Raw genomic sequence first — 26532 nt, 5'->3', positions numbered from 1 at the left:
CGCTTATTGCGCAGCCTTACTTTTGGCTATATTTTGCTGATGTTCCTTATATGTTTTGGCAAACAGATGCCCGGATGAACCATCCTTTTTGGTGACATAGAACAGATACTCCGAAGCTTCCGGTTCGAGAGCAGCCTCAATGGAAGCCAAACTCGGGCTTGCAATCGGCCCTGGTGGCAGTCCTTTGTTCAGATACGAGTTGTATGGACTTTGCACCTTCAAGTCTTTGAACAACAATCGTGCCTTGGGCTTATCCAGCAAATATTGAACAGTAGCATCGATCTCCAGCTTCATATCCTGCTTAAGCCGGTTATCAATCACACCTGCTACCAGAGCGCGTTCCTGATCAACCACAACTTCTCTCTCTACAAGAGAGGCAATCGTAAGCAGCTCATGCAAAGAAAGATTTCGCTCCTGCAGTTTCGTTTCCAAATCCGGAATGGAGCTGATCTTGCTCTGGAATTCCTCAAGCATTCGCTGCATGACGTCATGTGTGGTGCTGCCCTTTTTGAGCTCATAGGTCTCTGGGAACAAATACCCCTCCAAGACATAGCGAAGCTCCTCATCCACCGGGATGTCCTTAATGATGTCAACATCAAAGGAAGAAGGGTCGTTCGCCAGCTTGATGAATTCCTCACGGTCAACGACACCCTCTGCCGACAACTTATCCGCCATTTGCAGCACCGTGTATCCTTCAGGGATCGTAAACTTCACCATTTCTTCCGGTACAACTTCACCACTACTCAGCTTGGTAATAATCTCATCGTATGACACGCCAGGATTCATGGAATATGTACCTGCCATAAAATTCGATCCTTGCTTCTTCCATTTCAAATATCCTTTGAACGCTAAACCGCTTCGAATTAGCCCTTCTTGTTCAAGCTGATCCGCAATTTGGGATGTTCCCGATCCGCTCTTGATCTCGAATACGACCGGATCTGCCGAGGTCGCAACAGGACGCATCATGCTCCAGACAGCAGCACCGCCGCCTCCGGCAACAATTACAATGATAAGCAGAACGATTATTATGGCTTTTCCTTTCAAAAAAGACACAACTCCTTTACACAACCAAAAAGAGCGGACTTCTCCGCCCTTCCGGTTTCTTCAATTTGAAGCTGATCAATCTTCATCAATGGGGAGAGTACATTCATCGTACAGTTCCGAGATGTTCTCCCACTCATCATCATCGTCAATCGTAACTAACTCCGGCATAACCTGGCCTTCAGTTCCAGGCAAGACCCGCAGAAGTTCAACTTCGTCGTAAGGACGTAATGAACTGCGGAGTACCGCATACTGCTGACCCTTCACTTCAAACTCAGCCAGCAAGTCATACGGATGGGACTTACCGTTCTCTTCTTCCAGCTCAACATGAGCACCAAAAGCCAGACGCAGCGAATCTGTCCATTTCAGGTCTTTGCGGCTGTATTCGGTCATTTAGTTCGCTTCCTCTTCATCTTCTGCCAAAAATGTATTAAACGTCTCCTCGACAATATCCCATTCGGCATCATCTTGGATGACGAAAAGTTTAATATCGTCGCCATCTTCTTCATAACGGAATGCATATACATCCGTTTCTCCATCTTCAGGTTCAACCGGAGCAACCATCATGTACTTGGCCTCCGACCCATCCACTTCAAACTTCATGATGACTTCAAATTCTTCTTCATTGCCCTCGTCATCCGCGATGTAAATAATCTCCGATTCTTCTTCCATACCCAGTTGATCTTCAGCCATTGTTGATCCCCCTCACCTTTTACTGTTCGCATCTAAATAATTTTGCAAAATCAAGCTTGCGGCCATTTTGTCCACAACCTGCTTGCGTTTTTTCCGACTGACATCCGCTTCAATCAACGTTCGTTCTGCTGCCATGGTTGTCAGCCGTTCATCCCAAAGGTGAACAGGTAAATTCAGTTCGCCCCGCAGTCGTTCGGCAAAAGCAATACAGATCTCGCCACGCGGCCCTACGGTGCCGTTCATGTTTTTGGGGAGCCCGACAACGATCTCGCTGATTTCGTGCTCACGCACAAGCTCAGCAATTCGACCGAACTCGCCTTCATCCCGGCGGCGTTCAAGCACTTCTAATCCCTGGGCAGTCCAACCGAAGGCGTCACTAACGGCAACTCCGATTCTTCGGTCCCCATAATCCAAACCTAATATTTTCATCCATGCTCTCCCATCCTCAAGCCCGCGTAGGAGGATTACATACTCCCCTTCTTAAGCTTCAGGCTGTCTTCTGTCGGTTCATTTCCCGCTGCATGCATGGCTGCATCACAGCGGAAGCGGTATACATTACCGGTGATTGGCCAGATAGGAACGTACAAGCTCTTCAATCAGCTCATCGCGCTCCTTTTTCCGGACCAGACTGCGTGCGTTGTTATGACGAGGAATGTATGCCGGGTCTCCCGAAATCAGGTACCCGACAATCTGGTTGATCGGATTATACTCCTTATCCACCAGTGCATCATACACCGTAAGAAGAATCTCTTTGGAGGATGCTTCCTGCTCGTCAGCTTTCACATTAAATTTAACCGTCTTATCCATGGAGTCCATTGATGACACCTCGCTCCTGCATGAACATGGGGACCATGTCCTGCCGAATTGATTTCTGCTTATATAATAACATATTCTGACTGCCACGAGTAAACAAAGGAGAATGCAATTGTGTTTTTTGCTTGTCCGTTATTGTGCAATGAGTGATACCGCCAGTTTCAGCGCTTCATCCAGCTTGGACGCATCCTTACCTCCGGCTTGTGCCATGTCTGGACGGCCACCGCCACCGCCGCCACATACTGCCGCGACTTCCTTGACAATTTTACCGGCGTGAAGACCTTGTTTCACTTTTTCAGCAGGAACAGCAACCACGAAGTTCACCTTGCCATCTGCTGGAGCACCCAGAACGAGTACGGCATCAGGCAGTTTTACTTTCAACTCGTCGGCAACGGTACGCAGTGCATCCATGTTCGGTGCATCCACTCGGGCAGCGAGCACTTGTGTATCTCCTGCCTGTACCACTTGATCTGTCAGCGCGCCTGCTTCCATGGCACTCAGCTTGCTTTGCAGCGATTCCGTTTCTCTCGCCGCTTCTTTCAGCTGATGATTCAAACCTTCAATCCGCTTAGGCACATCGGCAACATTGGATTTGAGCAAGGCAGCCGATTGCTTGAGCAGCTCCAGTTGGCTCTCAACGAAGAGATACGCACCGCGACCGGTTACAGCCTCGATCCGGCGTACACCGGAACCAATTCCGCTCTCGCTCACGAGTTTGAACATGCCGATCTCCGATGTATTGTTTACGTGACAGCCGCCACAAAGTTCCAAACTGTAGTCACCGATTTGTACGACACGCACAATATCTCCGTATTTTTCACCAAACAACGCCATTGCGCCCATTTCTTTGGCTTCATCGATGCCTTTCAATTCAATGTTTACATTCAGGCGATTCCAGATCTGCTCATTCACCTGGCGCTCAATCTCTGTCAATTCTTCCGGCGTAATGCTGCCGAAGTGGGAGAAGTCAAACCGCAGACGCTGTGGTTCCACGAGTGATCCTGCCTGATTGACATGCGTACCCAGTACATCCTTAAGTGCTTTGTGCAGCAAATGGGTAGCTGTATGGTTTTTAATAATATCTCCACGCTTGGACGCATTCACTTCCGCTTGAATGACTTCGCCCACACGCAGTTCACCTGATTCCACGCTTACCATGTGTACGTGCTGTCCTTGTGGAGCTTTGAACAAACCTTGTACTTTTGCAGTGACGCCTGCTCCGCGCAGCAAGCCCTGATCGCTCACTTGTCCGCCGCTCTCCGCATAAAACGGAGTTTTGTCCAGGATAACCTGACAGGTTTGTCCTTCGCTCACAGAATCTACAAGGGCGTCGCCAGCAACGATGGCAACCACTTTTGCTTCCGTCAACAGGTCAGTATAACCAACAAACTCGCTTTTAACCTCCAGATCGGCAAGTGGTCCACCTTGGACTTTCATGCTTTCGCTTTCCTGACGACCTGCACGCGCACGATCACGCTGCTCTTGCATGGAAGCATCGAATCCTTCACGATCGACAGTCAAACCATGCTCTGCGGCATAATCTTCGGTAAGGTCAAACGGGAAACCGTATGTGTCATACAGTTTGAATGCTTCCGGTCCACTGATCACCGTGCGGCCTTCGGCTTTGGCTGCAGCACTGATGTCTGCCAGGATAGCCAGTCCGTCGCTAAGTGTTTCATGGAACCGCTCTTCTTCAGTTTTGATGACTTTGGCGATGAATTCTTGCTTCTCTACTACCTCTGGATAGTAAACTCCCATCACTTCACCGACCGTTGTTGTCAGTTCATAGAGGAATGGACGATCCAGTCCGAGTACTTTTCCGTAGCGTACTGCACGACGCAGCAGGCGGCGGATAACATATCCGCGTCCTTCGTTACTTGGCAGCACACCGTCACCGACTGCAAAAGCAACGGTACGAATATGGTCAGCAATGACTTTGAGTGCAATATCAATCTCAACGCTGTCATTATATTTCACACCAGCAAGTGCTGCTGTTCTTTGAATCATCGGTTGGAACAAGTCTGTGTCAAAGTTGGAATCAACATTTTGCAGAATGGAAGCAAAACGCTCCAGACCTGCACCTGTATCAATGTTTTTGTTTGGAAGCGGCGTGTAGCTGCCATCCTTGTTGTGATTGAATTGGGAGAATACCAGGTTCCATACTTCCAGGTAACGTTCATTTTCTCCGCCTGGGTACATTTCCGGATCATTCATGTCATTGCCGTAGGCTTCACCGCGATCATAGAAAATCTCAGTACAAGGTCCGCATGGACCTTCGCCGATATCCCAGAAGTTCTCGTCCAGCTTGATGATGCGTTCAGCTGGCAATCCTACTTTTTCGTTCCACAGTTTGAAGGCTTCTTCATCTTCGGGATATACCGTTACGGACAAGCGCTCCGGATCGAAACCGATCCATTCCTTGCTCGTCAGGAATTCCCATGCCCAGGTAATCGTCTCTTCCTTGAAGTAGTCTCCAATGGAGAAGTTACCGAGCATTTCGAAGAACGTATGGTGACGACGTGTTTTGCCGACATTTTCAATATCGTTGGTACGAATACATTTTTGGGAGTTCGCAAGACGCGGGTTCTCCGGTTTCTCACGACCGTCAAAATAAGGCTTAAGCGGGGCCATACCTGCATTGATCCACAAAAGGGATGGATCGTTGTGCGGTACGAGCGATGCACTAGGCTCGATTTTGTGACCTTTACTTGCAAAAAACTCTATCCATTTGGAACGGATTTCACTGGCTTTCATACTGGCTGCCCCCAATTAATTATTATGGTCCGGTGCTGTTCGCTCCGGTTGGTTAACATTACTTTTTGTAAAAATAAACACAAAAAACGCCCCTGAAATATCAGGGACGATGTTATCGCGGTACCACCCTGGTTATTGCTGCTAGTCCTTCATTCCCGGACAGATCAGCAATCTCCTCGTTCATGCGAATAACGGTCGCGCCCGGCAGGGTTGTCCTGCACTCCGAAATCAGCTTTCCGCCGCTTCAACTTTCAAGACTCTTCCAGCCATCGGATATCAGATCTGGATCTAATCCGAAGAAGTCTATTCTCTGAGGAAAGGAACCCTCGGCGTACTTCATTTCATCATCGATTTCATTTTCTAAACATGTCACTTTATTATATCGGTACGCCAAGCGAGTGTCAATGTGCCCCCAAGTGACAGTCCGTTAAGGGATAGTCAGTCTGTTCTCCGCTTGATGTAATAGGCAAAAAAGTGCTGCACAATGACCTTCAGAACGGCATAAACGGGCACTGCCAGAATAAGACCTACAATACCTGCCAATTGTCCACCAACAAGGAGCGCAAAAATAATGGACAACGGATGCAGATGGAGCGAACGCCCCACCACCTGTGGAGAAATAACATTGCTCTCCAGCACCTGGCATAGTGTGTTTACGATAACTACCAGCAGGACCATTTTAACAGATACGGTTGAAGCCATGATGACGGCTGGCGCTGCACCCAGGAAGGGCCCCAGGTACGGCACGATATTAAATACCGCCACAATGCTTGCCAAGAGCAGCGCGTAAGGCATATCAATGACCACGTAACCGATGTAGGCGAAAATGCCGACAATCACACAGACGATAAATTGCCCGCGAATATAGTTACCGAGTGCTGTATCGATCTCTTTCATGACGGACACGATGGCTTTACGGCGGGAACGCGGGAGATAAGCAACGACCGTGCGTTCGAACACTTCGAAGTCTTTTAACATATAGAAAATGAGAAACGGCACGATAAACACGTTAAACAGCATATTGATCGTTGCCCCGATATTGTCCATCAGCATCGTGATGCCTTGGGTAAGACGGTCCTCCATCTGGAAGAACCAGCTGTTCATGCCTGTTCGTACACTCGGTGGCATCAATTTGTGATCCATGCTGTTCATTAGACTCTGGGCTCTCATCGATAGTTCGGGCATATGCTCGTTCAGTTCTTCAAGCTGCTCAATCAGCACCGGAATGACATTCATTAGTATGACCCCGATACAAGTGAGAAAAAAAGCATAGATAAGCAAAACGGCGATGGAGCGCGGCACCTTGCGCCCGCCCAACATGCTTACGATCGGATTGAGAACATAGGATATGATGAGAGCCACGATAAAAGGTGCCAGTACAGTTTTCAGGAATCCATATATATGAAGCAGCAAAGGCCTCAGCAGCCATATAAAATACAGAATGATCAAGCCGAGCAGCAGCCAGATGGCATAACGGAACAGCTTGTTTTTGGTTAATTGCTCCACTTGCATCTCTCCCCTTTGGACTGGCTCTGAAAGTCAGTATATGTAGGAAAGGGAAAATTTATTAACCCCGTACAAAAGTGGAACAGAAGAAAACAAAAACGCCTCCTTCACTATGGAAAGAGACGCATGTTGCTAACCGCGAGAGCATACATTAATGCATGCTGGACAGACCGCTATGTAACTGTCATCTATACACATCTGTCGCCAAGTGACGACAGGGCTCATGATATCGATTGTCACAAAACCGCATATAGAGGAAGTTTTTCCCGTTTTTAAGAAGATGCGTGAAGGTGCGGGAAGTCTTGTGGCAGCTCTTCCCCGAAGAACAGATCGTCAAGAGAACTGAGCGTTCCGTCTTCTTCAACCTGGTACACAGACATTTTCTCACCATTTACGTTCAATTCGATAAAGCAACCCCAGCAATAAAACTGGTGGGAACCAATTTTCCCGATATCTTTGGAACTACAATTTGGACATTTCATATACATTCACCTATCCATTAACAGAATGAATGGCATTTTCCAAGCGCTGTTCACTCAGTGGAGGCACCATAATGGCACTTTCCCCGATAGACATATCGCTTGTACATGGCAGCCATTTACGGCCCTCAATCAGATCGGACACGAAACCGTCCGTAATTTCAATCCCTATTATTGTATTTCCCAACTCTTGGTCAAAATAAACATCAGAGACTCGTCCAAGCAGCAAACCTTCTTCGGTCAGCACGGACATCTCTTTCAATTTAGACTGCCCAAGAAGATACGTGTGTTTTATGTCGTCGGCTCCCGTCTTGCGGACAGCCTGTTGATTACGGATCATGACGGCATCTTCGCCGTAGGCAATAATGTCTTGCCACTGCACGATTTTGACATGACTGGTAAACAGGCCTTTATTCTCAAGTTCAATGCCTTCAATTTTCCAATCGTCACTTACAATGAAATCCTGGATTTTACCGACCTGTTTTCCGTCCTCGACATCAAAAACGGCTAGTCCGATCATTTCCTGAAGCTTCATCGCAGGGTCCTCCTCATCTTCTTATCATTAAATAGGCGCGGCGCTATTGCTAGGTATGCCCAAAGTTGATGAGTGGCAATCAGACGCCGATCATCAAAACCGCTTCTATCTAACCGATGAAATGGAACTTCTCCCCTCCTTATGTTCCATGTGCAAAAGAGCCCCTTAGGGTCTATTACGCAAGCGTTCAAGAATGGTTCCAATTTTTTCGGCGGTTTTCATGATTTCTTCCGTAGTATTACCCAATCCCCAGCTAAATCGAATCGCAGAATGCAAAAATGCCTCCGGCAGGTTCATCGCTTTAAGTACATGAGAGACTTCAAGGGAGCCTGAAGTACATGCAGAACCACTCGCAACCGCGATGCCTTCCATGTCCAGGTTCATTAACATCGTTTCTGTGGACACTTCGGGAAAACTGATATTCAGGATGTTGGGCAATGTATATTCCGGGTGGCCGTTCACATGAAAATGCTCTATACCCACGTGGATTTTCAGCTGTTCCAACAAAAGGTGCCGTAATTCCAGATCATGCTGACGATGCGTTTCGGCCTGCTCTGTTGCGATTTTGAGTGCCTCTGCAAATCCGGCAATCCCCGCTATATTTTCCGTACCTGCACGCCGCTGACGCTCTTGCAGTCCTCCATGGGATCTCGCTTCCAGAACAATTCCCCGACGTACATAAAGTGCACCTACACCTTGCGGCCCATTAATTTTATGCGCAGAGAAACTGATCAGGTCAACCGGTAGATCTTTACAGGAGATGTTTTGGGTGCCCAGCGCCTGTACCGCATCGGTATGGAATAAAATTTGATGCTGCCGCGCCAGTTCGCCTATTTCGCGGATCGGCTGAATCGTTCCTACCTCATTATTGGCAAACATCATCGTAATGAGTACCGTATCCGGACGAATAGCCTCTCGCAGTTCATCCATGCTTACTCTCCCGTGCTTATCTACAGGCAGATAGGTTACTTCACAACCTTGACGCTCAAGCTCCTGACAGCTGTGCAGAACGGCATGATGTTCGATTGCCGTTGTAATAATATGTCTTCCCTGTTCTTTTCTCGCCGATACTGCACCAAAAATCGCCAGGTTATCACTTTCCGTGCCCCCACCCGTAAATACGAGCTCATCCGGAAAACAACCCAAATAAGCCGCAATGCTGTCCCTTGCTCCGCTAACCGTCCGTTTGGCTTCCCGACCAAAAGCATGAATGCTTGAAGCGTTGCCATACTGACCTGTCATGACTTTCATCATCGCTTCCGCCACTTGTGGATGCATGGGTGTTGATGCAGCGTGGTCCAAATAAATTCTGTTCATGTTATTCACCCCGTTATTTGTTCGAATTCTATGCGTTCATTGGTTTAAAATGCAGCTCTTGCATGGCTAAAGCCCCCAAAATGGGGGCTTTAGTGTGTTAGCTGTGATGGTTAATATCAACCTTACTAGATATAAAACATGTAACTGTCTTTTTGTTCCTGATCCTGGAATGTAATCAGGTCTTTTAGCGTGGTGGAATCCAGTACCTCTGCAATGCTGTCACGAATGCGCAGCCACAGATCACGTTTGGCCGGATCATCTTCTTCGGTGAAGTCCACTGGGGAGATCGGTCCCTCCAGGACACGAATCACGTCACCTGCAGTCACTGTCGCAGGATCTCCTGCCAAAATGTAACCGCCGTAGGCGCCCCGGATGCTCTTAACAAGTCCGGCATTGCGCAATGGTGCGATCAGCTGCTCCAGATAATGTTCTGAGAGCTGGTTGCGCTCAGCAATGCTTTTAAGTGATGTAGGGCCTTCGCCTGTTCTTGCAGCCAGCTCCATCATAATGGTTAGCCCGTAACGGCCTTTTGTCGATATTTTCAAAGGAGTCACCTCTTTCAATTTTCAGAAAAACAATTACAATATTATATTGGTGTGGTTCAAGACCGTCTTTTTCATGATCCCACTGCAGGATACGAAAAATACAGATCTCAAGGCTTCTAATCCTCCGTATTCCGATCATAACCCTCAGCTAATGTTAACATATCTGCAGGCTTTATGGAAAAGAAAGATTGACGATATTCAAAATTGTGCGCCTGGAGTGGACACTATCCAAAAAAGGCCGGGTGTATCGTAACTTGAGTCCGGTTATGCTAGAATAGAAACGAAACACATTTATATATAGAAAATGGTGATAACGATGTCCAAAACAATTGAGAATACTCGGGTCGTCGTTGGCATGTCCGGAGGTGTCGATTCTTCCGTTACCGCATTGCTGCTGAAGGAGCAGGGATACGATGTCATCGGCATTTTCATGAAAAACTGGGATGACACGGACGAGTTCGGCCACTGTACCGCTGAAGAAGATTCAGAGGACGTTCGCCGGGTTTGTGAACAGATCGGCATTCCTTACTACACTGTCAACTTCGAGAAAGAGTACTTTGATAAAGTATTTACCTATTTCCTTGATGAATATAAGTCAGGTCGGACACCGAATCCGGATGTCATGTGCAACCGCGAGATCAAATTCGGTGAATTCCTGAACAAGGCACTTGATTTGGGTGCAGACTATGTTGCCACAGGCCACTATGCTCGTCTTGTCGAAGAAGACGGCACATTCAAACTGCTGCGAGGGGTAGACAGCAACAAGGACCAGACCTACTTCCTTAATGCACTCAATCAGAACCAGTTGTCCAAAGCCATGTTCCCCATCGGTCATCTTCCCAAACCTGAGGTGCGGAAAATTGCTGAAGCGGCAGGCTTGTACACAGCCAAGAAAAAAGACAGCACAGGTGTCTGCTTTATCGGTGAGCGTAATTTCAAAGAGTTCCTGAGCAACTATCTGCCTGCCAAAGGTGGAGACATGGTTGATATTGTAACGGGTGAAGTAAAAGGCCGTCATGACGGACTGATGTACTACACCCTCGGACAGCGCCAAGGTCTCGGTATTGGCGGGTCCGGCAATGGTGAACCATGGTTCGTGGCAGACAAGGATCTGGAGAAAAATCAACTGCTTGTTGTTCAAGGCGATGCACACGCGAGCTTGTACTCGACAGGTTTGACGGCTACTGGCGTAAACTGGATCGCTGGCGCTGATCATGTGCCTAACGAATCCTTCCGCTGTACCGCCAAATTCCGTTACCGTCAGCCGGACCAAGGCGTCACACTGACTTGGCAGAAAGACGGAAGCGTGGATGTACAGTTCGATCAACAACAAAAAGCCATTACACCAGGACAAGCGGTTGTATTCTATGATGGCGATGTTTGCCTGGGCGGCGGAACCATTGATCAGGTTCAAAAAGTACCTGTCCCGGCGATGCAATAATCGGGGAAGACCCCATTATGTATAGAATTCGGAATACCCTGTATTCCCATCATAAAAGCCATCTTTCATGTATACCATGAAGGATGGCTTATTTCCTGCTTTTTCCTGCAAAAAGAATATTTTTTTGGTTATGCAGTTAACCACATGCCTGCGTATGAGGCAGCAACACCCAGTAAAACTGAACTGATAACATAAAGTACAGCCGATGAATAACGTTTCTTGGTCACCAGGTTAACCGTTTCATACCCAAAGGTCGAAAAGGTCGTAAATGCTCCGCAAAATCCGGTGCCCCACACAACCCAGATTCCGTCCGAGATCATCTCCGATTGATGCCATCCATATAACAAGCCGAGCAGCAGAGAACCGCTGATGTTAATGATCCATGTCCCCCATGGAAAAGCCGTCCCGAGGTTTTCTGAAATCCACCGCCCCAGACTGTAACGAAGTATGGCTCCTAACATGCCTGCCAGTCCGACCCATATGATCATGTTGCAGCGCCATCCTGCGCCGATTTACCCCGCATAAGCTGCCCCAGCCTGATTCCCAAAGCACAGAGCAGCAAGCCTGCGAGCAAACTTGCCATCATATACATGAAGGCCTTCATCCACATGCTGCCATCAGATAAACGGACGATATCCAGCGTAAACGTGGAAAATGTGGTGAACGCGCCTGTAAATCCAGTGCCAATTGCAAGGCGAAGTTGTGGGGTTATTTTGTCTGGAACGGCAACGGTAAAGAACCAACCCAAAAAAAGGCTGCCGAGGGCATTAATCAGCAGCACTGCCCAAGGAAAGCCTGCATTGCCAGCGGGTATCCCTAACTGTATGACATATCGAGTCCATGTGCCCAAAAATCCGCCGGCACCTACATATAGAACCTCTTTCACGTTGTACACATCTCCCGGGTCATCAACATTACAACTCTCTTCGCCGCTGTTGGTTCAGCCTGATTTTCGACTCGTTGCCCTGTTCCGTTGCTTCATAGAATACTCTCCGTGAGAGCTGCTTGGGCAGGTACTCCTGCTTCACGTAGTGGCCAGGGTAGTTATGCGGATATTGATAACCTTCATGTCCCAGCTTCACAGCACCTGAATAATGCGTGTCCCTTAAATGGAGCGGAACCTCAGCCGACTTAACCTCATCGATCGCATTCATCGCCTTCGATATGGCAGTGTATACTGCATTCGACTTCGGACTCTCTACTGCGAACAAAATTGCCTGCGCAATATTCAGCTTCGCTTCCGGCCATCCGTTGTTACGGTATGCATCCAGTGCACCAATAGCCTGAGTCATCGCTTGGGGGTTCGCCAGTCCGATGTCCTCACTGCTCGCAGCAATCAGACGACGAATAAACGTCATCGGATCCATGCCCAGCTTCTCAACTGCATACAAAAACCAGAACAATGCAGCATCACTGGAACCGCGAATGCTCTTGTGAAAAGCAGACAGCACATCATATTGGGTGGACTCATCTGCTTTCACAATCGGACGTCGGATCGACTCCTCCGCAACGGCGAGTGTAATATGAATGGAGCCATCCTTCTCGGGCGGTGTGGTTAATGCAGCGAGTTCCAGAGCATTCAGGGCACGCCGAATATCGCCATTAGCCATCGTGGCAATGTGACCCAGGGCTTCATCGTCTGCCTGCAATTCCATGAATCCGAGCCCTTTATCCGAATCAGCCAGCGCACGACGCATGGCAATAAGTGAATGCTCCTTGTTCAGTGATTCGAGCTGAAAGAGGGTGGAGCGGCTCATCAAGGCCCCATTCACATAGTGAAACGGATTCTCTGTCGTAGCACCAATAAATATAATGGTGCCCTTCTCCACAGCCGGCAGCAATGCATCCTGGCGGGAGCTATTGAAGCGATGTACCTCATCAAGGAACAATATGGTTTTTGTTCCGTACAGCTGCTTGTTGGTCTGCGCCTGCTCAATGACCTCACGCACATCCTTCACAGAGGCATCCACCGCGTTTAGACGAACAAACTGTCCCTGTGTATGCTGGGAGATGATATGGGCAAGCGTTGTTTTGCCACAGCCGGGAGGACCGTAGAGCAGAATGGACGAAATCTGGTCTGCTTCAATCGCACGCCGCAGCAGCTTCCCGGGTCCAATAATATGTTCTTGTCCAATATATTCATCAAGATGCTCTGGTCGCATACGATCAGCAAGCAGTCTTGCCTGGGGCTTTGAATCCTGTTGAAACGAAAATAAATCCAATGCTCATCACTTCCTTAACGGATTACCTATACTAGATCCTGCTTAACTAAACGTCTGAACAATCAGCACTCTCTATCATATCATATTCCTGCGGCAGCATAGCCATAAATGCGCCAAGGGCACTGCTGACAAACGCATCCTTGCGTGTAATAAAACGAGTCATCATGCGGCTCATGCCGGTGGGAAGTGAGTGTTTGCGAAGTGTGCCATTTCCAATCTGCTGCCGAATCACAATCTCTGGTAACAGCGAGATTCCCATCCCCGATGCCACACCGCTAATGATCGCTTCCAAAGTACCAAATTCCATAATCACCGGACGGTTCACCCCACAGGAGAGCAGCCATTCCTCTAACGTTTGGCGGTAGGAACACCCCATGCTGTAGACAAGGATTGGCTTGCGTGTAAGTTCTTCCGCCTGCCCCACACCCGACGAGACCACAAACAGTTCTTCATCGAATACATCAATGGACTCGATTTCGGGATGATCACAGGAACAACCAATAAACGCCCCTTCCAATTCATACCCGATAACTTGATCAATAAGCATTTGCGAATTGCCAGTAGCCAGTGACAAAGACACGTCCGGATACTGTTTATAATATCTGGAGAAAAGTTCAGGCAGGCGTACCGCAGCCGCCGTCTGTGTAGATCCTATACGCAATGGCCCGGATGGCGTGCTCGTTGCCCGAAGCGCCTTGGATGCCTCATTCAGCAAACCAATAATTTTATCCGCATAGGCCAGCAGCATCTCTCCGGCTGGAGATAATGTCATCCCTCGGTTGTGACGGATGAACAACGTTGTACCCACTTCGGCTTCCAGATGCCTGATTCGTGCCGTTACGTTGGATTGAACATACCCGAGCTTGGAAGCAGCTTTGGTCAGATTCCCTTCCTGTGCAACACATTGAAATATTCTAAGATCCCCGCTCTCCATGGTCCCCCCACTCTGACATCATTTAAAATGATATCCAGTTCATTAACAATCATTATACTTCATGTGTAAACCGGACTACAATTCATGTAGATCCCAAACCAGTCATCTGACTGGATGATGATAAGGAGTGTTCAGCATGACATACTGGAAAAACAGAGTAGCTTTGATCACAGGTGGTGGAACAGGCATAGGCCGTGCTGTCAGCCTATTGTTGGCCGGGCGTGGAGCATTGGTTGCTGTCAATTACTCCCGCTCGCAGGATGCAGCAGAAGAGACGGTTCAACACATTTTGGATGAAGGAGGGCAGGCATTCGCCGTTCAGGCCAATGTTGCCGATGACTTGGACGTCCGGCGAATGGTCACTACAGTAACCGAAACCTATGGCCCCATAACTGCCCTTGTTAACAATGCCGGAATTACTCGTCATATCCCCTTGCACGATCTGGAAGCCGTTACGGATGATGTCTGGAATGAATTGTATGATGTGAATGTGAAAGGCATGTTTTATTGCGCTCGTGCAGTGAAGGAAGGAATGCAGCAGGCAGGCGGTGGCTCCATTGTGAACCTGGGCAGTATTGCGGGCAGAACAGGTTCCGGCTCCTCCCTCCCTTACGCAGTCTCCAAAGCCGCAGTTCATGGACTGACCTTATCTCTTGCCCACGCACTCTCACCGCTCATTCGGGTAAATGCCATCGTTCCTGGCGCCGTTGCAACACGTTGGTGGGCCGGAAACGAGGAGCGAATGAATCGTCTCGGTGGTTCGTTGTTATTGCAGAGAATTTCCTCGCCTGAGGATATTGCCCACATGATATGTGCTTCGCTTGAACAGCCATCCATGACCGGACAACTTATTACCGTAGATGGCGGCCAGACCCTATGAACTCCAGTCATGATAAAGATACATCCACAACTATGAAACCATTAAAATACACACTAGGGATCATTTTGACGACATTGATCATGGGGACTTCTTTTCCGGTTGGCAAGATAGGCATGTTGTATGCCCCACCTTTCCTTCTTATGGGATTACGTTATGTACTGGCAGGTGGCTTGATGGCCTTGATTCTACGTAAACGCCCTTTACCCACCGGATGGCACGCATGGTTGAAAATAATCGTAATCGGGCTGTTCCAATCCGCAGGAGTGATGGGCTGCGCCTACTACAGCATGAACTGGATTACATCCGGGGAATCTGCCATTATAACGTTTACCAATCCGTTGTTAGTCATTATCATCAGCGCTCTCCTGTATGGGTTAACCTATCGTTTCAGTCAATGGATGGGTGTCATCCTCGGTTTTGCAGGAATCATGTTAACCTTTGGTTGGCATATGAGCTTTAGCCCCGGAACCTGGATTGGATTTGGCGGTGCAGTCTCTTTCGCGGTATCCACGCTGCTCATTAAACGCTGGGGTGATCGTTACGATACTTTTGTGCTTACTGCCTACCAGATGCTGGCCGGAGGTACGGCGCTGCTTCTGCTGAGCGCATGGACTGAAGAGCCTCACTTTATGCTGAACATCACCTCGGTTGTGGTGCTGCTCTGGTTAACGCTTTTTTGCTCCATCATCCAGTTTTCACTCTGGTTTTATTTACTGCAGCACAGTAATCCGGCCCAAACCAGTTCCTATTTATTCCTCGCACCTTTCTTCGGTGTATTGTCGAGCTGGATTCTGCTGGGAGAGCAGATACAGTGGGTCGTTGGGGCAGGTGGTTTACTTATTGGTGTCGGCATTTTCCTCGTCAACCGTCGTGCATCCAGAATGACAAAAGAAGACCGTCAATCAGAACTCTCCCGGCGTTCTTCGCCGGCAAGTTAAACAGCTATTCCCTATCAATGTTTGATCAAAGGCTCGCTTCACTTATTCGCGAAACTGCGCCTGTTTTACACAAACTTATACAAACGAGCATTTTCATAAATCCCATAAGCGACTTCCAATCTTTAATATATAGATCGAAATGGTCCTATTCGTCTATATATTGTGCCCCGGAGCGAGTGAAATCGAATGATGCAAAATGCTGAAACAAAAAAGGCATACGCTCATGGGAATTGCCCATAAACGTCATGCCTTTTATTGTTATATTTCAAGCTTCGCTTACGTTCACTTGGTGTCACTGTCTGGCCAGCCCTGAATCGTTACAGGCTCGCCTTCCGGATTGTGTGTTGCTGCCGCATAGAACGGCAGTTCACCTTCATGGAACAGCCACAATTCGTGCAGTGCCCGTGTACAGCCAACGTACAGCAGCTTGGCATCACCCGCATTAGACAGATAATGCTGCTCATCCGCATCTGCCACAATAACAGCATCAAACTCTAAACCTTTGGACAGGTAGACAGGCAAAACGGAATGGCCGCCGGTGTACTGCTTTTTGCCGCCATCGATCAGGTTCAGATCCCAGCCCGCAGCCAGAAGTTCACGGTGAAGTTCAACCGCTTCACGCAGGGTACGCGTCAAAATGGACACCGTGCGGTAATCTTTGACCGTTAGCAGCTTCAGCGCACGCTCAAGGCTCTTTGTTCTCCCTTCACCCTCGTAGGCTAACGTTCGAACCGGATCACCGCTCCGGAAAACAGGAATGGCCGTAATTCCGCTTTTGACACCTCGTTCCAGAATCGTATTTGCGTAATCAATAATTTCCATTGTGGAACGATAACTCCGGGTTAAGGCGAAGTAGGCATTCTGCTCTTCCGGAAACAAGGAACTCATTTCTTCCCACGCATGGACACCACGATACTCATGAATGCCTTGGGACAAGTCACCCAGGATGGTGAAGGAGTGCCCTTTGACGAACAGATCCAGCAAAGCAACGTGAAAAGGTGAGAAATCCTGCGCTTCATCAATCACGACATGATCAAATCGCTCCGAACCTTCAATATCATGAATAAGCGTATGAATATACACCAGAGCAGGTAGATCCTCTTCACGAATGAGATCCTGCTTCAGATCTGCTGCCGTCTGCTTCATGACGCCTTTGGGAATAAGACTGCTTAGCGATGCCGGCACTGAACCACCCTTAATGGCTTTGAACAGCTGTTTGTACAGCGTAAGCGGTTCATATTGCGGCCATTTTTTCGCATAGGCTTTTTCACGGGTTGCCGCTTTCTTTTTGCGTTCCTTGCGAACGGCTTCGGGAGAAGGCTTCTTGAGCTCCATCTCAATCCAGCGATGGATCCGCGCCATCACCCGCTCTTTACGTTTTGCCAGCGGATAGTGCTTATATTCTTCGCTGAACCAGCTTTCGATCTCTGCCTTGCTGAGCACGGCCCCGTCCCACGGACTGAAGTCCAGATCGGGCACCGATTCCTCTTCCATGCCTGACAGCCATTCCCGAATGAGTTCCATAAAGCGGATTGAACCCTTATAGCGTCCAGGCACATCATCGTTCAACTCAGGACGGGCTTCCGGCGTTTCAAACCAGGTATTCAGTGTCTCCGACGTGTCCGCCAGAGGCATATCCAGCCCCAGCAGGCTCATAGCCCAATCCGGGAATGTCCGCTGCTGAATATCCCCTACCCCCAGTTCGGGAAGCACATCTGAGATGTAATCGAGGAACATGTGGTTGGGGGCGAAGATAACCATTTTTTCCGCCGACACCTGCTCCTTGTACTGATACAGCAAAAATGCGAGCCGATGCAAGGCAACCGTTGTTTTTCCCGAACCTGCCACACCCTGAATGATCAATGCAGTGTTTCTCGCCGCACGAATGATCTGATCCTGTTCTGCCTGAATGGTGGATACGATGTCACGAAGCTTGTTATCCTTGTTCTCTCCCAACCGATAGACGAGAAACTCATCCGATACCGCCGGCTGATCACTATCCCGGTTATATGTATCTGCAACACGCTCCAAAATCCGCTGCCGGATGACAACGTTGCGTTTCAGATAGACCAGGCCTTCAATCAGCCCTTCCGGTGCTTCGTAGGTTGCGGAGGCTTCCCCTCCTGTAAATGAGTAAAACAGGCTCGCGACAGGAGCGCGCCAGTCGATGACGAGCGGATGCTCTCCCACCTCTTCGCGGTCTACGCCGACTTTGCCAATGTACAGCGGCTTCCGTGCCCCGCTGCCCTGTTCTTCGAAATCCAAGCGTCCGAAATAGGGTTGCTGCGCGCTCTTGGACAAGGCGGTACGGCGCTCTTCGCGTCCGGCTTCCAGCACTTGTTCTGTGAAATCGTGGCCGGTATACACCGGAATGCTCTGCAGCCGTTCCAGCTGACGATCCACTTCCTCCATCGTTCGCTCTAACCTGTACTCTTCTTCTTGATAGGCACTTTGAAAGCTGTCTGACATGTTTCAGTTACCTCCTAAGAATATGTTTTTTTGTATAGCCAATCTGACGACACAAAAGGATACCCACTATATCATATTGAAGTGCAAAAAGCTACAGCTAACAGGATGAGAAAACGAAAGAAACCGCTGTTCCCGTCCCTTGAAGACGAATGAACAACGGTTATGCTTTCTAATCAATCCAGCCCGGATCAGGGCTTCCCATCCTGTGCAACAAACTGCTTTTGAGCCAGTTCACGGTATACCGGATGCGTGCTGATCAGCTCCGCATGTGTTCCTGTTCCAGTTACGTGGCCCTGCTCCAATACCACAATCTGATCCGAATCCACGACCGTGGACAAACGGTGTGCAATCACAACGGTTGTTCGTCCTTCCATCAGATTGGACAGAGCCTGTTGAACTTCATGCTCCGAAGTACTGTCCAGACTCGAGGTAGCTTCATCCAGCATCAAAATATCCGGGCTGCGCAGCAGTGCACGGGCAATGGCGATACGCTGGCGCTGACCACCAGATAGCTTGATTCCGCGTTCCCCTACCTCGGTCTCATAACCCTGTGGCAGCTTATCAATAAATGCAGAAGAATACGCCATGTCTGCCGCATGCCGGATCTCGTCCATACTTGCCTCTCGGCCCAGACCATACGTAATGTTGTCCTTGATTGTACCTGCCATTAACGGACTCTCCTGTGACACATATCCGATCTTGCTGCGCCAGGAAGCGAGTGAATAATCCGTTATCGCTTGGCCTCCATACGTAATGGCACCGGAACCGGGAAGGTAGAACTGCTCGAGCAGCGAGAAAAGTGTTGATTTCCCGCTGCCACTCGGACCGACAATCGCCGTCACTTTTCGTGCCGGAACGGTCAGATTAATGCCGTGCAGCACTTCTTCCCCTGTGACATAGGAAAAATGCAGGTTGTTGAATGCAATTGTCTCATTGCCCTTTGGAGCAGACGTTGTACTGTGACGTGGTTCTTCCTCATGTGCAAGGATAGCCTGAATGCGTTCGGTTGCACCGACAACTTTTTGCAAACGGGAATATAGCGTCGTGAATTGCCCCATCGGCATAATGACCTGGAACAGCAGCAGGATAAATGCCACCAGTTCGCCGGGAGACAGCATTCCTGATGCTACCCGCATCCCTCCAACGCCCAGAATGACAACCAAGACAGCGGTCATGACAAAGGTAAATAGCGGCCCGATTAACGCCAAAATTTTCGCTTCCTGCAAACCAAAAGCAAACATCTTGCCAATCCGTGAATGTCCCGCTTCCGCTTCCTGCTGTTCGGTGCCATACGCTTTTACCAATCGAATCTCGCTAATGACTTGGCTCAGCACCGAGGTAAGACCAGCCATCTCATCCTGCTGCTTTCTGGAGATTTTGTACATTTTCCGTCCAACCGGCAGCAAAATCAGCAGCGTCAGTGGTACCAGGCTCAGAATAATGAGCGACATGACCCAATCCAGGTAGAATAGCAGAGCTACCCCGCCGACGACCGCCACGATATTGGATACAAACGAAACGAGATAATCCGCAATCAGCGTCATAATCTGGCTTGTATCATTCGTGATCCGGCTCATCGTGTCACCTGTGCGGTTTCGGTCAAAATATGGCATCGGCAGGGAGAGCACTTTGTTCCACAGCTTGGTTCGCAGCGTTGCAACCACCCGTTGTCCTGCATAGTTCAACATATAGATGCTGATACCTGAAGCAATCGCCTGAATGACAAATGCCCCGAGCAGCAGAAAAATGACTGATTTATTGAGTGCAGACATCGTCAGTCCATCAATCAGACCTTTGGTCATCAGCGGAACGATTAATCCGGCAGTTGTCTGAATGAGTGTCAGAATCAACGCGACAGTCAAAATGAGTTTGGGAGGCTGCGTTGAGGCGATCAGCTTCACGAAATCTTTGAATCCCTTTTTCCCTACCTTCGGTTCAACTACTTCAGTTTGTTCTTGCTCTTCCATCCCTGTTCCTCCCGTTCTCCACATGCTTACCCGATTCATACGTATGACATGTCGTGCGTTCTAATTTTTCACAATACCCCATGCAATACAAAGTTGGCCAGAAACAGAATGGCAATACCGTACATGACCTTCGGCACCAGCTTACCCTTGCCCGCCGCCAGCTTCGCTGCCGGATACGCAATGAATCCAAATGCCATGCCGTCCACGATGCTATATGTAAATGGAATCATGACCATAATCAGAAAAGCCGGAAAAGCCTCCGTGAAATCACCGAAATCCATATCCTTGACACTTTGTACCATCAAGCCGCCAATAATGATCAAAATGGGAGCAATCGCGCTGTCTGGTATGTAACCAAGCAGCGGAATAAAGAAAAACGTGGCTCCAAAAAGTACAGCTGTAACCAGAGGAGTCAGCCCTGAGCGTCCGCCTGCAGCAATCCCGGCAGTTGTCTCTGCCGCAGCCACAGGAGGGCTGCTTCCGAATACACCGGCGAGTACGGTACTAATCGATAGTGCACGCAAACTCCCCTTGAACCGTTGGGGACGACCAATCAGATGAGTCTGAGCCGTAATCAGTCCGATATTTTCAAATACAACAATCAGCAGCAGCAGGAATACTGCGATCCAGAACGCCACATCGGCCAGTTTCACCAGAGACAGCTCCCCAAACAAACCACCATATTGACGCAAGGCTTCCATAGCTGACACAGATTCGCCAGGATTAACAGCACCGAGTACGTAGGCAAGGCCTGTCCCTGCAAGAATGCTGATCAGGAGTCCGCCCTGTACATTGCGTATAAATAGAACCAGGGCGATTACGAGAGTAACACAGGCGGTGATCACTCCAGGATCATTAAAATGTCCGATAGCCACAAATGTGGTCTGGTGTGCGATAACAATTCCGCTTTTTTGCAGACCGATGAATGTCAGGAACAGACCAATTCCCACGGTGATCCCATGCTGCAGGTTCTTCGGAATAGCCTCGCTAATCATTTTATATAGTGACGTAAATGCAACAACTGCAAACAGCACACCTGTGACGGATACAACCGCCAAGGCTTCCTGCCAGCTCAGTTTCATTGAATGTACGAGTGTGTAGGTGAAAAACGCATTAATACCCATTCCAGGTACAACGATAATCGGCGATTTACCTCCAAAGGCCATCAGCAAACAACCGGCAATAGATGTCAGTAGTGTACCCACCATAGCCGCCTGCAGCGGCATTCCGGCATCAGCCAGAATTGTTGCATTGACCATCACGATATACACCACGGCAAAATAGGAAATGGCCCCCGCCACAATTTCCTTCTTCCACTGATCTCCCGGCTCTAGGCCAAAACGTCTGGTCATCCATCCTTGTTTCATTCGTTCCGTTCCCCTCTCTCATGCTGCCGTTTCTCTATGTATTTATCATCATTTCGCGCAGCACCACATATCATACACGGTTTTGGGGTTGAAGTACATCACGTAACCCTGACATTTGTTAAGGTTTTGAGCCTCTTTTTATAGCGGCTTCGATTGGCTCTTTTGCCCGTATTCACATGTGATGACCATGCAAAAAAAAGCGCAGGTACCTTGTCGGTACCTACGCTTTTCCTTTCACAACAGGTTACTGCTGCTTTTTCTCTGCATTTTCAATCAATTCCTTGACTGCCACACTGACCATAATCAATCCAGCTACCGGCGGAACAAAAGCATTGCTCGCTGGCGGCTGTTTGGCCTTGCGAATTTCAGGGGCGTTCTCAGGAACAATTTTCTGAGTGACATCCTCACGCGGCTTTAATGGCTCCTCCGTGGAGAAAACCACCTTGACCCCTTTTTTGATGCCTTCTTTGCGTAATTTGGTGCGAACCACACGGGCAATCGGGTCCATGGACGTTTTGGAGATATCCGCAACCTGGAATTTCGTCGGGTCCATTTTGTTCGCTGCCCCCATGCTGGAGATCACCGGAATGTTACGTTTGAGGCATTCCTTAATGAGATGGATTTTGTAGATGATCGTGTCGGATGCATCCAGTACGTAATCCAGTTCATATTTGAACAGTTCCTCATACGTTTCTTCCGTGTAAAACATGTTTAACGCAATGGCGTCACACTCGGGGTTGATCAGCTTCACCCGTTCTACCATCAGATCCGCTTTTTTCTGACCCACGGTCGTTGTCAAAGCGTGAATCTGACGGTTAACATTGGTGATGTCCACCACATCCTTATCAATGAGGATGATGCGTCCAACCCCGCTGCGAGCGAGGGCTTCAACGGCTATACCGCCCACGCCGCCGATACCAAGCACAGCGACTGTACTATTTTTCAAGGCATTCAGACCTTCCGGTCCGATCGCCAGTTCTGTTCTCGAAAATTGATGGAGCATTGAGAATCGATGCCTCCTTTATTTCTTTTCCGCCACCGGTTTACGGGCTACACGGATATGAAGTTGTTCCAATTGGGAATTATCCACTTCAGATGGTGCATTCATGAGCAGATCCGTTGCACTTGCCGTTTTAGGGAAGGCAATCGTTTCACGCAGGTTCGTACGGCCTGCCAGCAGCATCACCAGACGATCGAGACCAAAGGCAATTCCGCCGTGTGGCGGCGTTCCATATTCGAAGGCTTCGAGCAGGTATCCGAATTTCTCGTTGGCTACTTCTGGAGAGAGTCCCAGGGCAGCGAACATTTTCTCCTGAACATCACGTTTGTAGATACGCATCGAACCGCCACCCACTTCATAACCATTCAGAACAAGGTCATAGGCTTGAGCACGAATTGCACCCGGATCTGTATCGAACAGAGCCACATCTTCGTCTTTTGGACGCGTGAATGGGTGATGTTCTGCTACATAACGTTTGGCATCTTCATCATATCCGAGGAGTGGGAAGTCCACAACCCAGGCAAATTTGAATTTGCTGTCATCAATCAGTCCGAGTTGACGACCGATTTTCAGACGCAATGCGCCCAGAACGTCAGCAACTACTTTTTTGTTGTCAGCGGAGAAGAGCAGCAAGTCGCCTTCTTCAGCACCTGTGCGTTCTTTCACGGCTTCGATCTCTTCCGGTGTAAAGAATTTCACGATTGGACCTTTGAACTCGCCGTCTTTCACTTGAATCCATGCCAATCCTTTTGCACCGTAACGTGCTGCGAATGGTCCGAGATCATCAATCTCTTTACGGCTCCATGTTCCACAGCCTTTGGCGTTAAGCACTTTTACTTCTCCACCTTTTTCAATGACAGAAGCAAATACTTTCACACCACTGTTCGCTACGATATCGTTCATTTCCACCAGTTCCATGCCAAAACGCAAATCCGGTTTGTCTGAACCGTATTTACCCATTGCATCTGCATACGTAATGCGTTGGAAAGGCAGTTCCAGCTCAATGCCTTTGGTTTCACGCAGCAATTTCGCCATCAGCTCTTCCATCATTGGTAGCAGGTCATCCTGCTGCAGGAAGGAAGTCTCGATGTCGACTTGGGTGAATTCCGGTTGACGGTCTGCACGCAAATCTTCATCACGGAAACAACGTGCGATCTGATAGTAACGCTCAAGTCCGCCGACCATCAGCAATTGTTTGTAAATTTGCGGTGATTGCGGCAGGGCGAAGAATTCACCTTCATGCACACGGCTTGGTACGAGATAGTCACGCGCACCTTCCGGGGAGCTCTTGGTCAGAATCGGTGTTTCCACTTCAACGAATTCTTCTCCATCCAGGTAATCACGGAACACTTTGGATGCTTTGGAACGCAGTTTCAACGTTTCGTACATTTCCGGACGACGCAGGTCCAGGTAACGATATTTCAAACGGAGCGACTCGTCGACTTCAACACCATCTTCGATGAAGAATGGAGGTGTTTTTGCTGCGTTCAGCACTTCGATTTCCGTAATTTGAACTTCAATTTCGCCTGTAGGCAGGTTTTTGTTTATGGTCTCTTCGTCACGTTTAACGACTTTACCCGTTACCGCGATAACATACTCACTACGTACTCTGTCTGCGATTTGCAATGCTTCGCCAGAGTAAGCCGGGTTGAAAACAACCTGTACAATTCCGCTGCGGTCACGCAGATCGATAAACAGTACGCCTCCCAGGTCACGGCGGGTCTGTACCCAGCCGTTCAATGTTACCGTTTCGCCGATGTGTGCGGTTGTTAATGCACCGCAATGATGACTTCTTTTCATAACCAAACTCCTCATTATGTGAATTTCCGTTCTGTGCAAGCAGGCCAAGGCCAATACTCCAACAGCACGGTTGCGTGAAGATGCGTTTATCGAAAAGGCAGAGTGCTTACCGGGGTCTCCAACATTCCCGAATGAACTGGTAAATTGCTTGTAGACCCCCTGCAAGCTGCCGAATCATTCCATTGTTGAATCAACTTGTTTAACAGCTGGCTGTTTCTGTTGTGCTCTTATTTGGCTCCCTGAATGGTTGCAATCAGCTCTTCCAGTTTCACGGTTTGCTGTTCACCTGTATCCATCGATTTCAGTGCAATCTCTCCACGTTCCAGCTCATCGTCGCCAAGAATTGCCGTGTAGCGGGCTTTATATCGATCCGCCGATTTCATTTGAGCTTTCATCTTGCGACCCAGATAGTCACGTTCACCCGAAAGACCAGACTGACGAAGTTTAAACAACAGACGGTTGACTTCCCGGTCCGCTGCTTCGCCGAGGGCAACAAAGTACACATCAAGCGGTGCGAGGGCACTTACATCAATATTTTGGTGTTCCAGAATCAGTTGAATACGTTCCAGACCGATACCGAAACCAATGCCCGGTTGATCCGGCCCACCAATGTCCCCAACGAGGCCGTTATATCTGCCGCCGCCACCCACCGTATCAATGGCACCAATGCCCTGAGCTTTCAGTTCAAATGCCGTCATGGTGTAATAATCGAGTCCACGTACCAATCTTGTATTCACTGTGTAATCTACGCCAAAATCCCCCAGAAGACTTTGAACTTTCGCAAAGTGATTCGTTGCTTCCTCGTCCAGGCTATCCAGAATGGATGGTGCACCGACAAACTTGTCCTGATCCACCTTGCAATCCAGAACGCGGAGCGGATTACGTTCCATGCGGTTTTGACAATCCTTGCACAGGGTGTCTTTCATCGGTCTCAGGAAACCAAGCAGTTCTTCACGATAAGCCGCACGACTTGCTGCATTACCAACCGAGTTTACTTCGACTTTGACATCTTTCAATCCAAGCTCGACGCAGAACTGATAACCGAGTGCGATAACTTCAGCATCAATCGCCGGATCTACAGCTCCGAATGCCTCCACGCCGAACTGGTGGAACTGACGTTGACGTCCTGCTTGCGGACGTTCATAACGAAACATGGGGCCGACATAATAAAGTTTCGTTACATCCGGCTCCCCATAGAGCTTATTCTCTACAAAAGCACGTACAACGCCAGCGGTTCCTTCCGGACGGAGGGTCATGCTGCGATCTCCCTTGTCCTTGAACGTGTACATCTCTTTCTCAACGATGTCTGTTGTCTCTCCTACACCCCGCTCAAACAGTGATGTCTGTTCGAAGATTGGTGTGCGAATCTCCCGATAATTAAACCGGCGGCACAGATCCCTTACTTTCTCCTCTACAAACTGCCACTTCTCCACTACCCCAGGCAGCAAATCCTGAGTTCCCGTTGGTTTCTGAAAAGCCATCTTCCATCCCTCCAGCATCTATTTTTCTCTAGATAACAAAAAAATCCCTCGTCCTGTCGCTGTATACAGCAAACAAGGGACGAGAGATTGTGTTTATACATTCACCCGTGGTACCACCCACATTCCGGAACTCCTGACACTTTCGCCGTTCAGGTGATCATCTGATCAAAGGGACTGCCTTACAGCATTCCGATCAAAAAATCATTCCGCTCTACGTGTAACGCACGTCCTGCGCAGGCCGGCTAATGGCTATCAGATTATCAGTCTGATGTGTTCGCCGTCTGTTCTCGGGGAAGTCATTCGTCCGCTCATCAAGAGAATCCTTACAGCCTGGGGATTCCTCTCTGGTC

At 48.9% G+C, this 26532-nt stretch carries 24 protein-coding genes; 3 read left to right on the top strand and 21 right to left on the bottom strand.

The genetic code is table 11. From position 1 onward, the window contains the following. Window positions 1-3: 3 nt before the first annotated feature. From mltG to cymR, 11 genes are all read right to left on the bottom strand, one after another. The gene (mltG, locus tag AAIH57_RS15460; protein ID WP_217506509.1) at window positions 4-1044 is read right to left on the bottom strand and encodes an endolytic transglycosylase MltG; all 1041 of its coding nucleotides are present in this window, start codon (window positions 1042-1044) and stop codon (window positions 4-6) included. Window positions 1045-1119: 75 nt separating this feature from the next. Then, window positions 1120-1434 carry a DUF1292 domain-containing protein gene (locus tag AAIH57_RS15455; protein ID WP_175397191.1) on the bottom strand — a complete coding sequence of 105 codons (315 nt, stop codon included), beginning with the start codon at window positions 1432-1434 and terminating at the stop codon, window positions 1120-1122. Beyond that, a complete protein-coding gene (locus AAIH57_RS15450) occupies window positions 1435-1734 on the bottom strand; it encodes a DUF1292 domain-containing protein (RefSeq protein WP_127538641.1) in 300 nt (99 codons plus the stop codon). Between the two features lie 12 nt (window positions 1735-1746). After that, the gene (gene ruvX, locus AAIH57_RS15445; protein ID WP_095289522.1) at window positions 1747-2163 is read right to left on the bottom strand and encodes a Holliday junction resolvase RuvX; all 417 of its coding nucleotides are present in this window, start codon (window positions 2161-2163) and stop codon (window positions 1747-1749) included. A gap of 126 nt (window positions 2164-2289) precedes the next feature. Continuing rightward, entirely contained in the window at window positions 2290-2550 is a 261-nt protein-coding gene (locus AAIH57_RS15440; RefSeq protein ID WP_024633073.1) for an IreB family regulatory phosphoprotein, read from the bottom strand. 129 nt (window positions 2551-2679) lie between these two features. Next, window positions 2680-5301, bottom strand: a complete 2622-nt coding sequence (alaS, locus tag AAIH57_RS15435; RefSeq protein WP_175397190.1) for an alanine--tRNA ligase — start codon at window positions 5299-5301, stop codon at window positions 2680-2682. A 438-nt stretch (window positions 5302-5739) separates the two neighbouring features. After that, a complete protein-coding gene (locus AAIH57_RS15430; RefSeq protein ID WP_430022210.1) occupies window positions 5740-6807 on the bottom strand; it encodes an AI-2E family transporter in 1068 nt (355 codons plus the stop codon). Between the two features lie 272 nt (window positions 6808-7079). Continuing rightward, window positions 7080-7289, bottom strand: a complete 210-nt coding sequence (locus AAIH57_RS15425) for a hypothetical protein (RefSeq protein WP_095289519.1) — start codon at window positions 7287-7289, stop codon at window positions 7080-7082. A gap of 10 nt (window positions 7290-7299) precedes the next feature. Further along, window positions 7300-7821 (bottom strand): PRC-barrel domain-containing protein, encoded by a 522-nt coding sequence (locus AAIH57_RS15420; RefSeq protein ID WP_430022208.1) that lies wholly within the window; start codon window positions 7819-7821, stop codon window positions 7300-7302. A gap of 165 nt (window positions 7822-7986) precedes the next feature. Beyond that, a complete protein-coding gene (locus AAIH57_RS15415) occupies window positions 7987-9138 on the bottom strand; it encodes a cysteine desulfurase family protein (protein ID WP_430022206.1) in 1152 nt (383 codons plus the stop codon). Between the two features lie 125 nt (window positions 9139-9263). Further along, window positions 9264-9683, bottom strand: coding sequence for a cysteine metabolism transcriptional regulator CymR (cymR, locus tag AAIH57_RS15410; protein ID WP_076287765.1), 420 nt, complete (start codon window positions 9681-9683; stop codon window positions 9264-9266). 316 nt (window positions 9684-9999) lie between these two features. On the opposite strand from cymR, the gene mnmA reads away from it, so the two are divergent. Beyond that, window positions 10000-11124 (top strand): tRNA 2-thiouridine(34) synthase MnmA, encoded by a 1125-nt coding sequence (mnmA, locus tag AAIH57_RS15405; protein ID WP_175397186.1) that lies wholly within the window; start codon window positions 10000-10002, stop codon window positions 11122-11124. Window positions 11125-11252: 128 nt separating this feature from the next. Here mnmA and crcB read toward each other — a convergent pair whose 3' ends face one another. The 4 genes from crcB to AAIH57_RS15385 are packed head-to-tail and all read right to left on the bottom strand — an operon-like array spanning window position 11253 to window position 14280. Further along, complete coding sequence (gene crcB / locus AAIH57_RS15400; protein ID WP_175397185.1) at window positions 11253-11612, bottom strand: fluoride efflux transporter CrcB; 360 nt, start codon at window positions 11610-11612, stop codon at window positions 11253-11255. After that, window positions 11609-12010: a FluC/FEX family fluoride channel gene (locus tag AAIH57_RS15395; RefSeq protein ID WP_175397184.1), complete on the bottom strand. Its 402-nt coding sequence runs from the start codon at window positions 12008-12010 to the stop codon at window positions 11609-11611. The genes crcB and AAIH57_RS15395 overlap by 4 nt, the downstream gene beginning before the upstream one ends. A 28-nt stretch (window positions 12011-12038) precedes the next feature. Beyond that, window positions 12039-13346: a replication-associated recombination protein A gene (locus AAIH57_RS15390; RefSeq protein WP_175397183.1), complete on the bottom strand. Its 1308-nt coding sequence runs from the start codon at window positions 13344-13346 to the stop codon at window positions 12039-12041. Window positions 13347-13392: 46 nt separating this feature from the next. Further along, complete coding sequence (locus AAIH57_RS15385; protein ID WP_430022202.1) at window positions 13393-14280, bottom strand: LysR family transcriptional regulator; 888 nt, start codon at window positions 14278-14280, stop codon at window positions 13393-13395. A 136-nt stretch (window positions 14281-14416) separates the two neighbouring features. Between AAIH57_RS15385 and AAIH57_RS15380 the strand changes: the two genes are divergently transcribed. Further along, window positions 14417-15160 carry an SDR family NAD(P)-dependent oxidoreductase gene (locus AAIH57_RS15380; RefSeq protein WP_430022200.1) on the top strand — a complete coding sequence of 248 codons (744 nt, stop codon included), beginning with the start codon at window positions 14417-14419 and terminating at the stop codon, window positions 15158-15160. Further along, on the top strand, window positions 15157-16098 hold the full coding sequence (locus tag AAIH57_RS15375; RefSeq protein ID WP_430022198.1) for a DMT family transporter: 942 nt from the start codon (window positions 15157-15159) through the stop codon (window positions 16096-16098). Before AAIH57_RS15380 ends, AAIH57_RS15375 begins: the two co-directional genes overlap by 4 nt. Before the next feature lie 282 nt (window positions 16099-16380). Here the strand turns inward: AAIH57_RS15375 and AAIH57_RS15370 are convergent, their stop codons facing one another. From AAIH57_RS15370 to hisS, 6 genes are all read right to left on the bottom strand, one after another. Then, complete coding sequence (locus tag AAIH57_RS15370; RefSeq protein ID WP_430022196.1) at window positions 16381-18567, bottom strand: HelD family protein; 2187 nt, start codon at window positions 18565-18567, stop codon at window positions 16381-16383. Window positions 18568-18755: 188 nt separating this feature from the next. Then, window positions 18756-20534 (bottom strand): ABC transporter ATP-binding protein, encoded by a 1779-nt coding sequence (locus tag AAIH57_RS15365; protein ID WP_430022194.1) that lies wholly within the window; start codon window positions 20532-20534, stop codon window positions 18756-18758. 68 nt (window positions 20535-20602) lie between these two features. Next, window positions 20603-21901, bottom strand: a complete 1299-nt coding sequence (locus AAIH57_RS15360) for an NCS2 family permease (RefSeq protein WP_430022192.1) — start codon at window positions 21899-21901, stop codon at window positions 20603-20605. Between the two features lie 244 nt (window positions 21902-22145). Beyond that, the gene (locus AAIH57_RS15355; RefSeq protein WP_430022190.1) at window positions 22146-22904 is read right to left on the bottom strand and encodes a tRNA threonylcarbamoyladenosine dehydratase; all 759 of its coding nucleotides are present in this window, start codon (window positions 22902-22904) and stop codon (window positions 22146-22148) included. Between the two features lie 18 nt (window positions 22905-22922). Then, window positions 22923-24701 carry an aspartate--tRNA ligase gene (gene aspS, locus AAIH57_RS15350; RefSeq protein ID WP_430022188.1) on the bottom strand — a complete coding sequence of 593 codons (1779 nt, stop codon included), beginning with the start codon at window positions 24699-24701 and terminating at the stop codon, window positions 22923-22925. A gap of 227 nt (window positions 24702-24928) precedes the next feature. Further along, window positions 24929-26182 carry a histidine--tRNA ligase gene (hisS, locus tag AAIH57_RS15345; RefSeq protein ID WP_413036029.1) on the bottom strand — a complete coding sequence of 418 codons (1254 nt, stop codon included), beginning with the start codon at window positions 26180-26182 and terminating at the stop codon, window positions 24929-24931. Window positions 26183-26532: the final 350 nt, after the last annotated feature.

Source organism: Paenibacillus sp. MABNR03, from assembly GCF_050455445.1.
GTDB classification, from domain to species: Bacteria; Bacillota; Bacilli; order Paenibacillales; family Paenibacillaceae; genus Paenibacillus; species Paenibacillus xylanilyticus.
The sequence above is the reverse complement of the archived record's forward strand: the minus strand, read 5'-3'. Positions and strand labels throughout refer to the sequence as shown.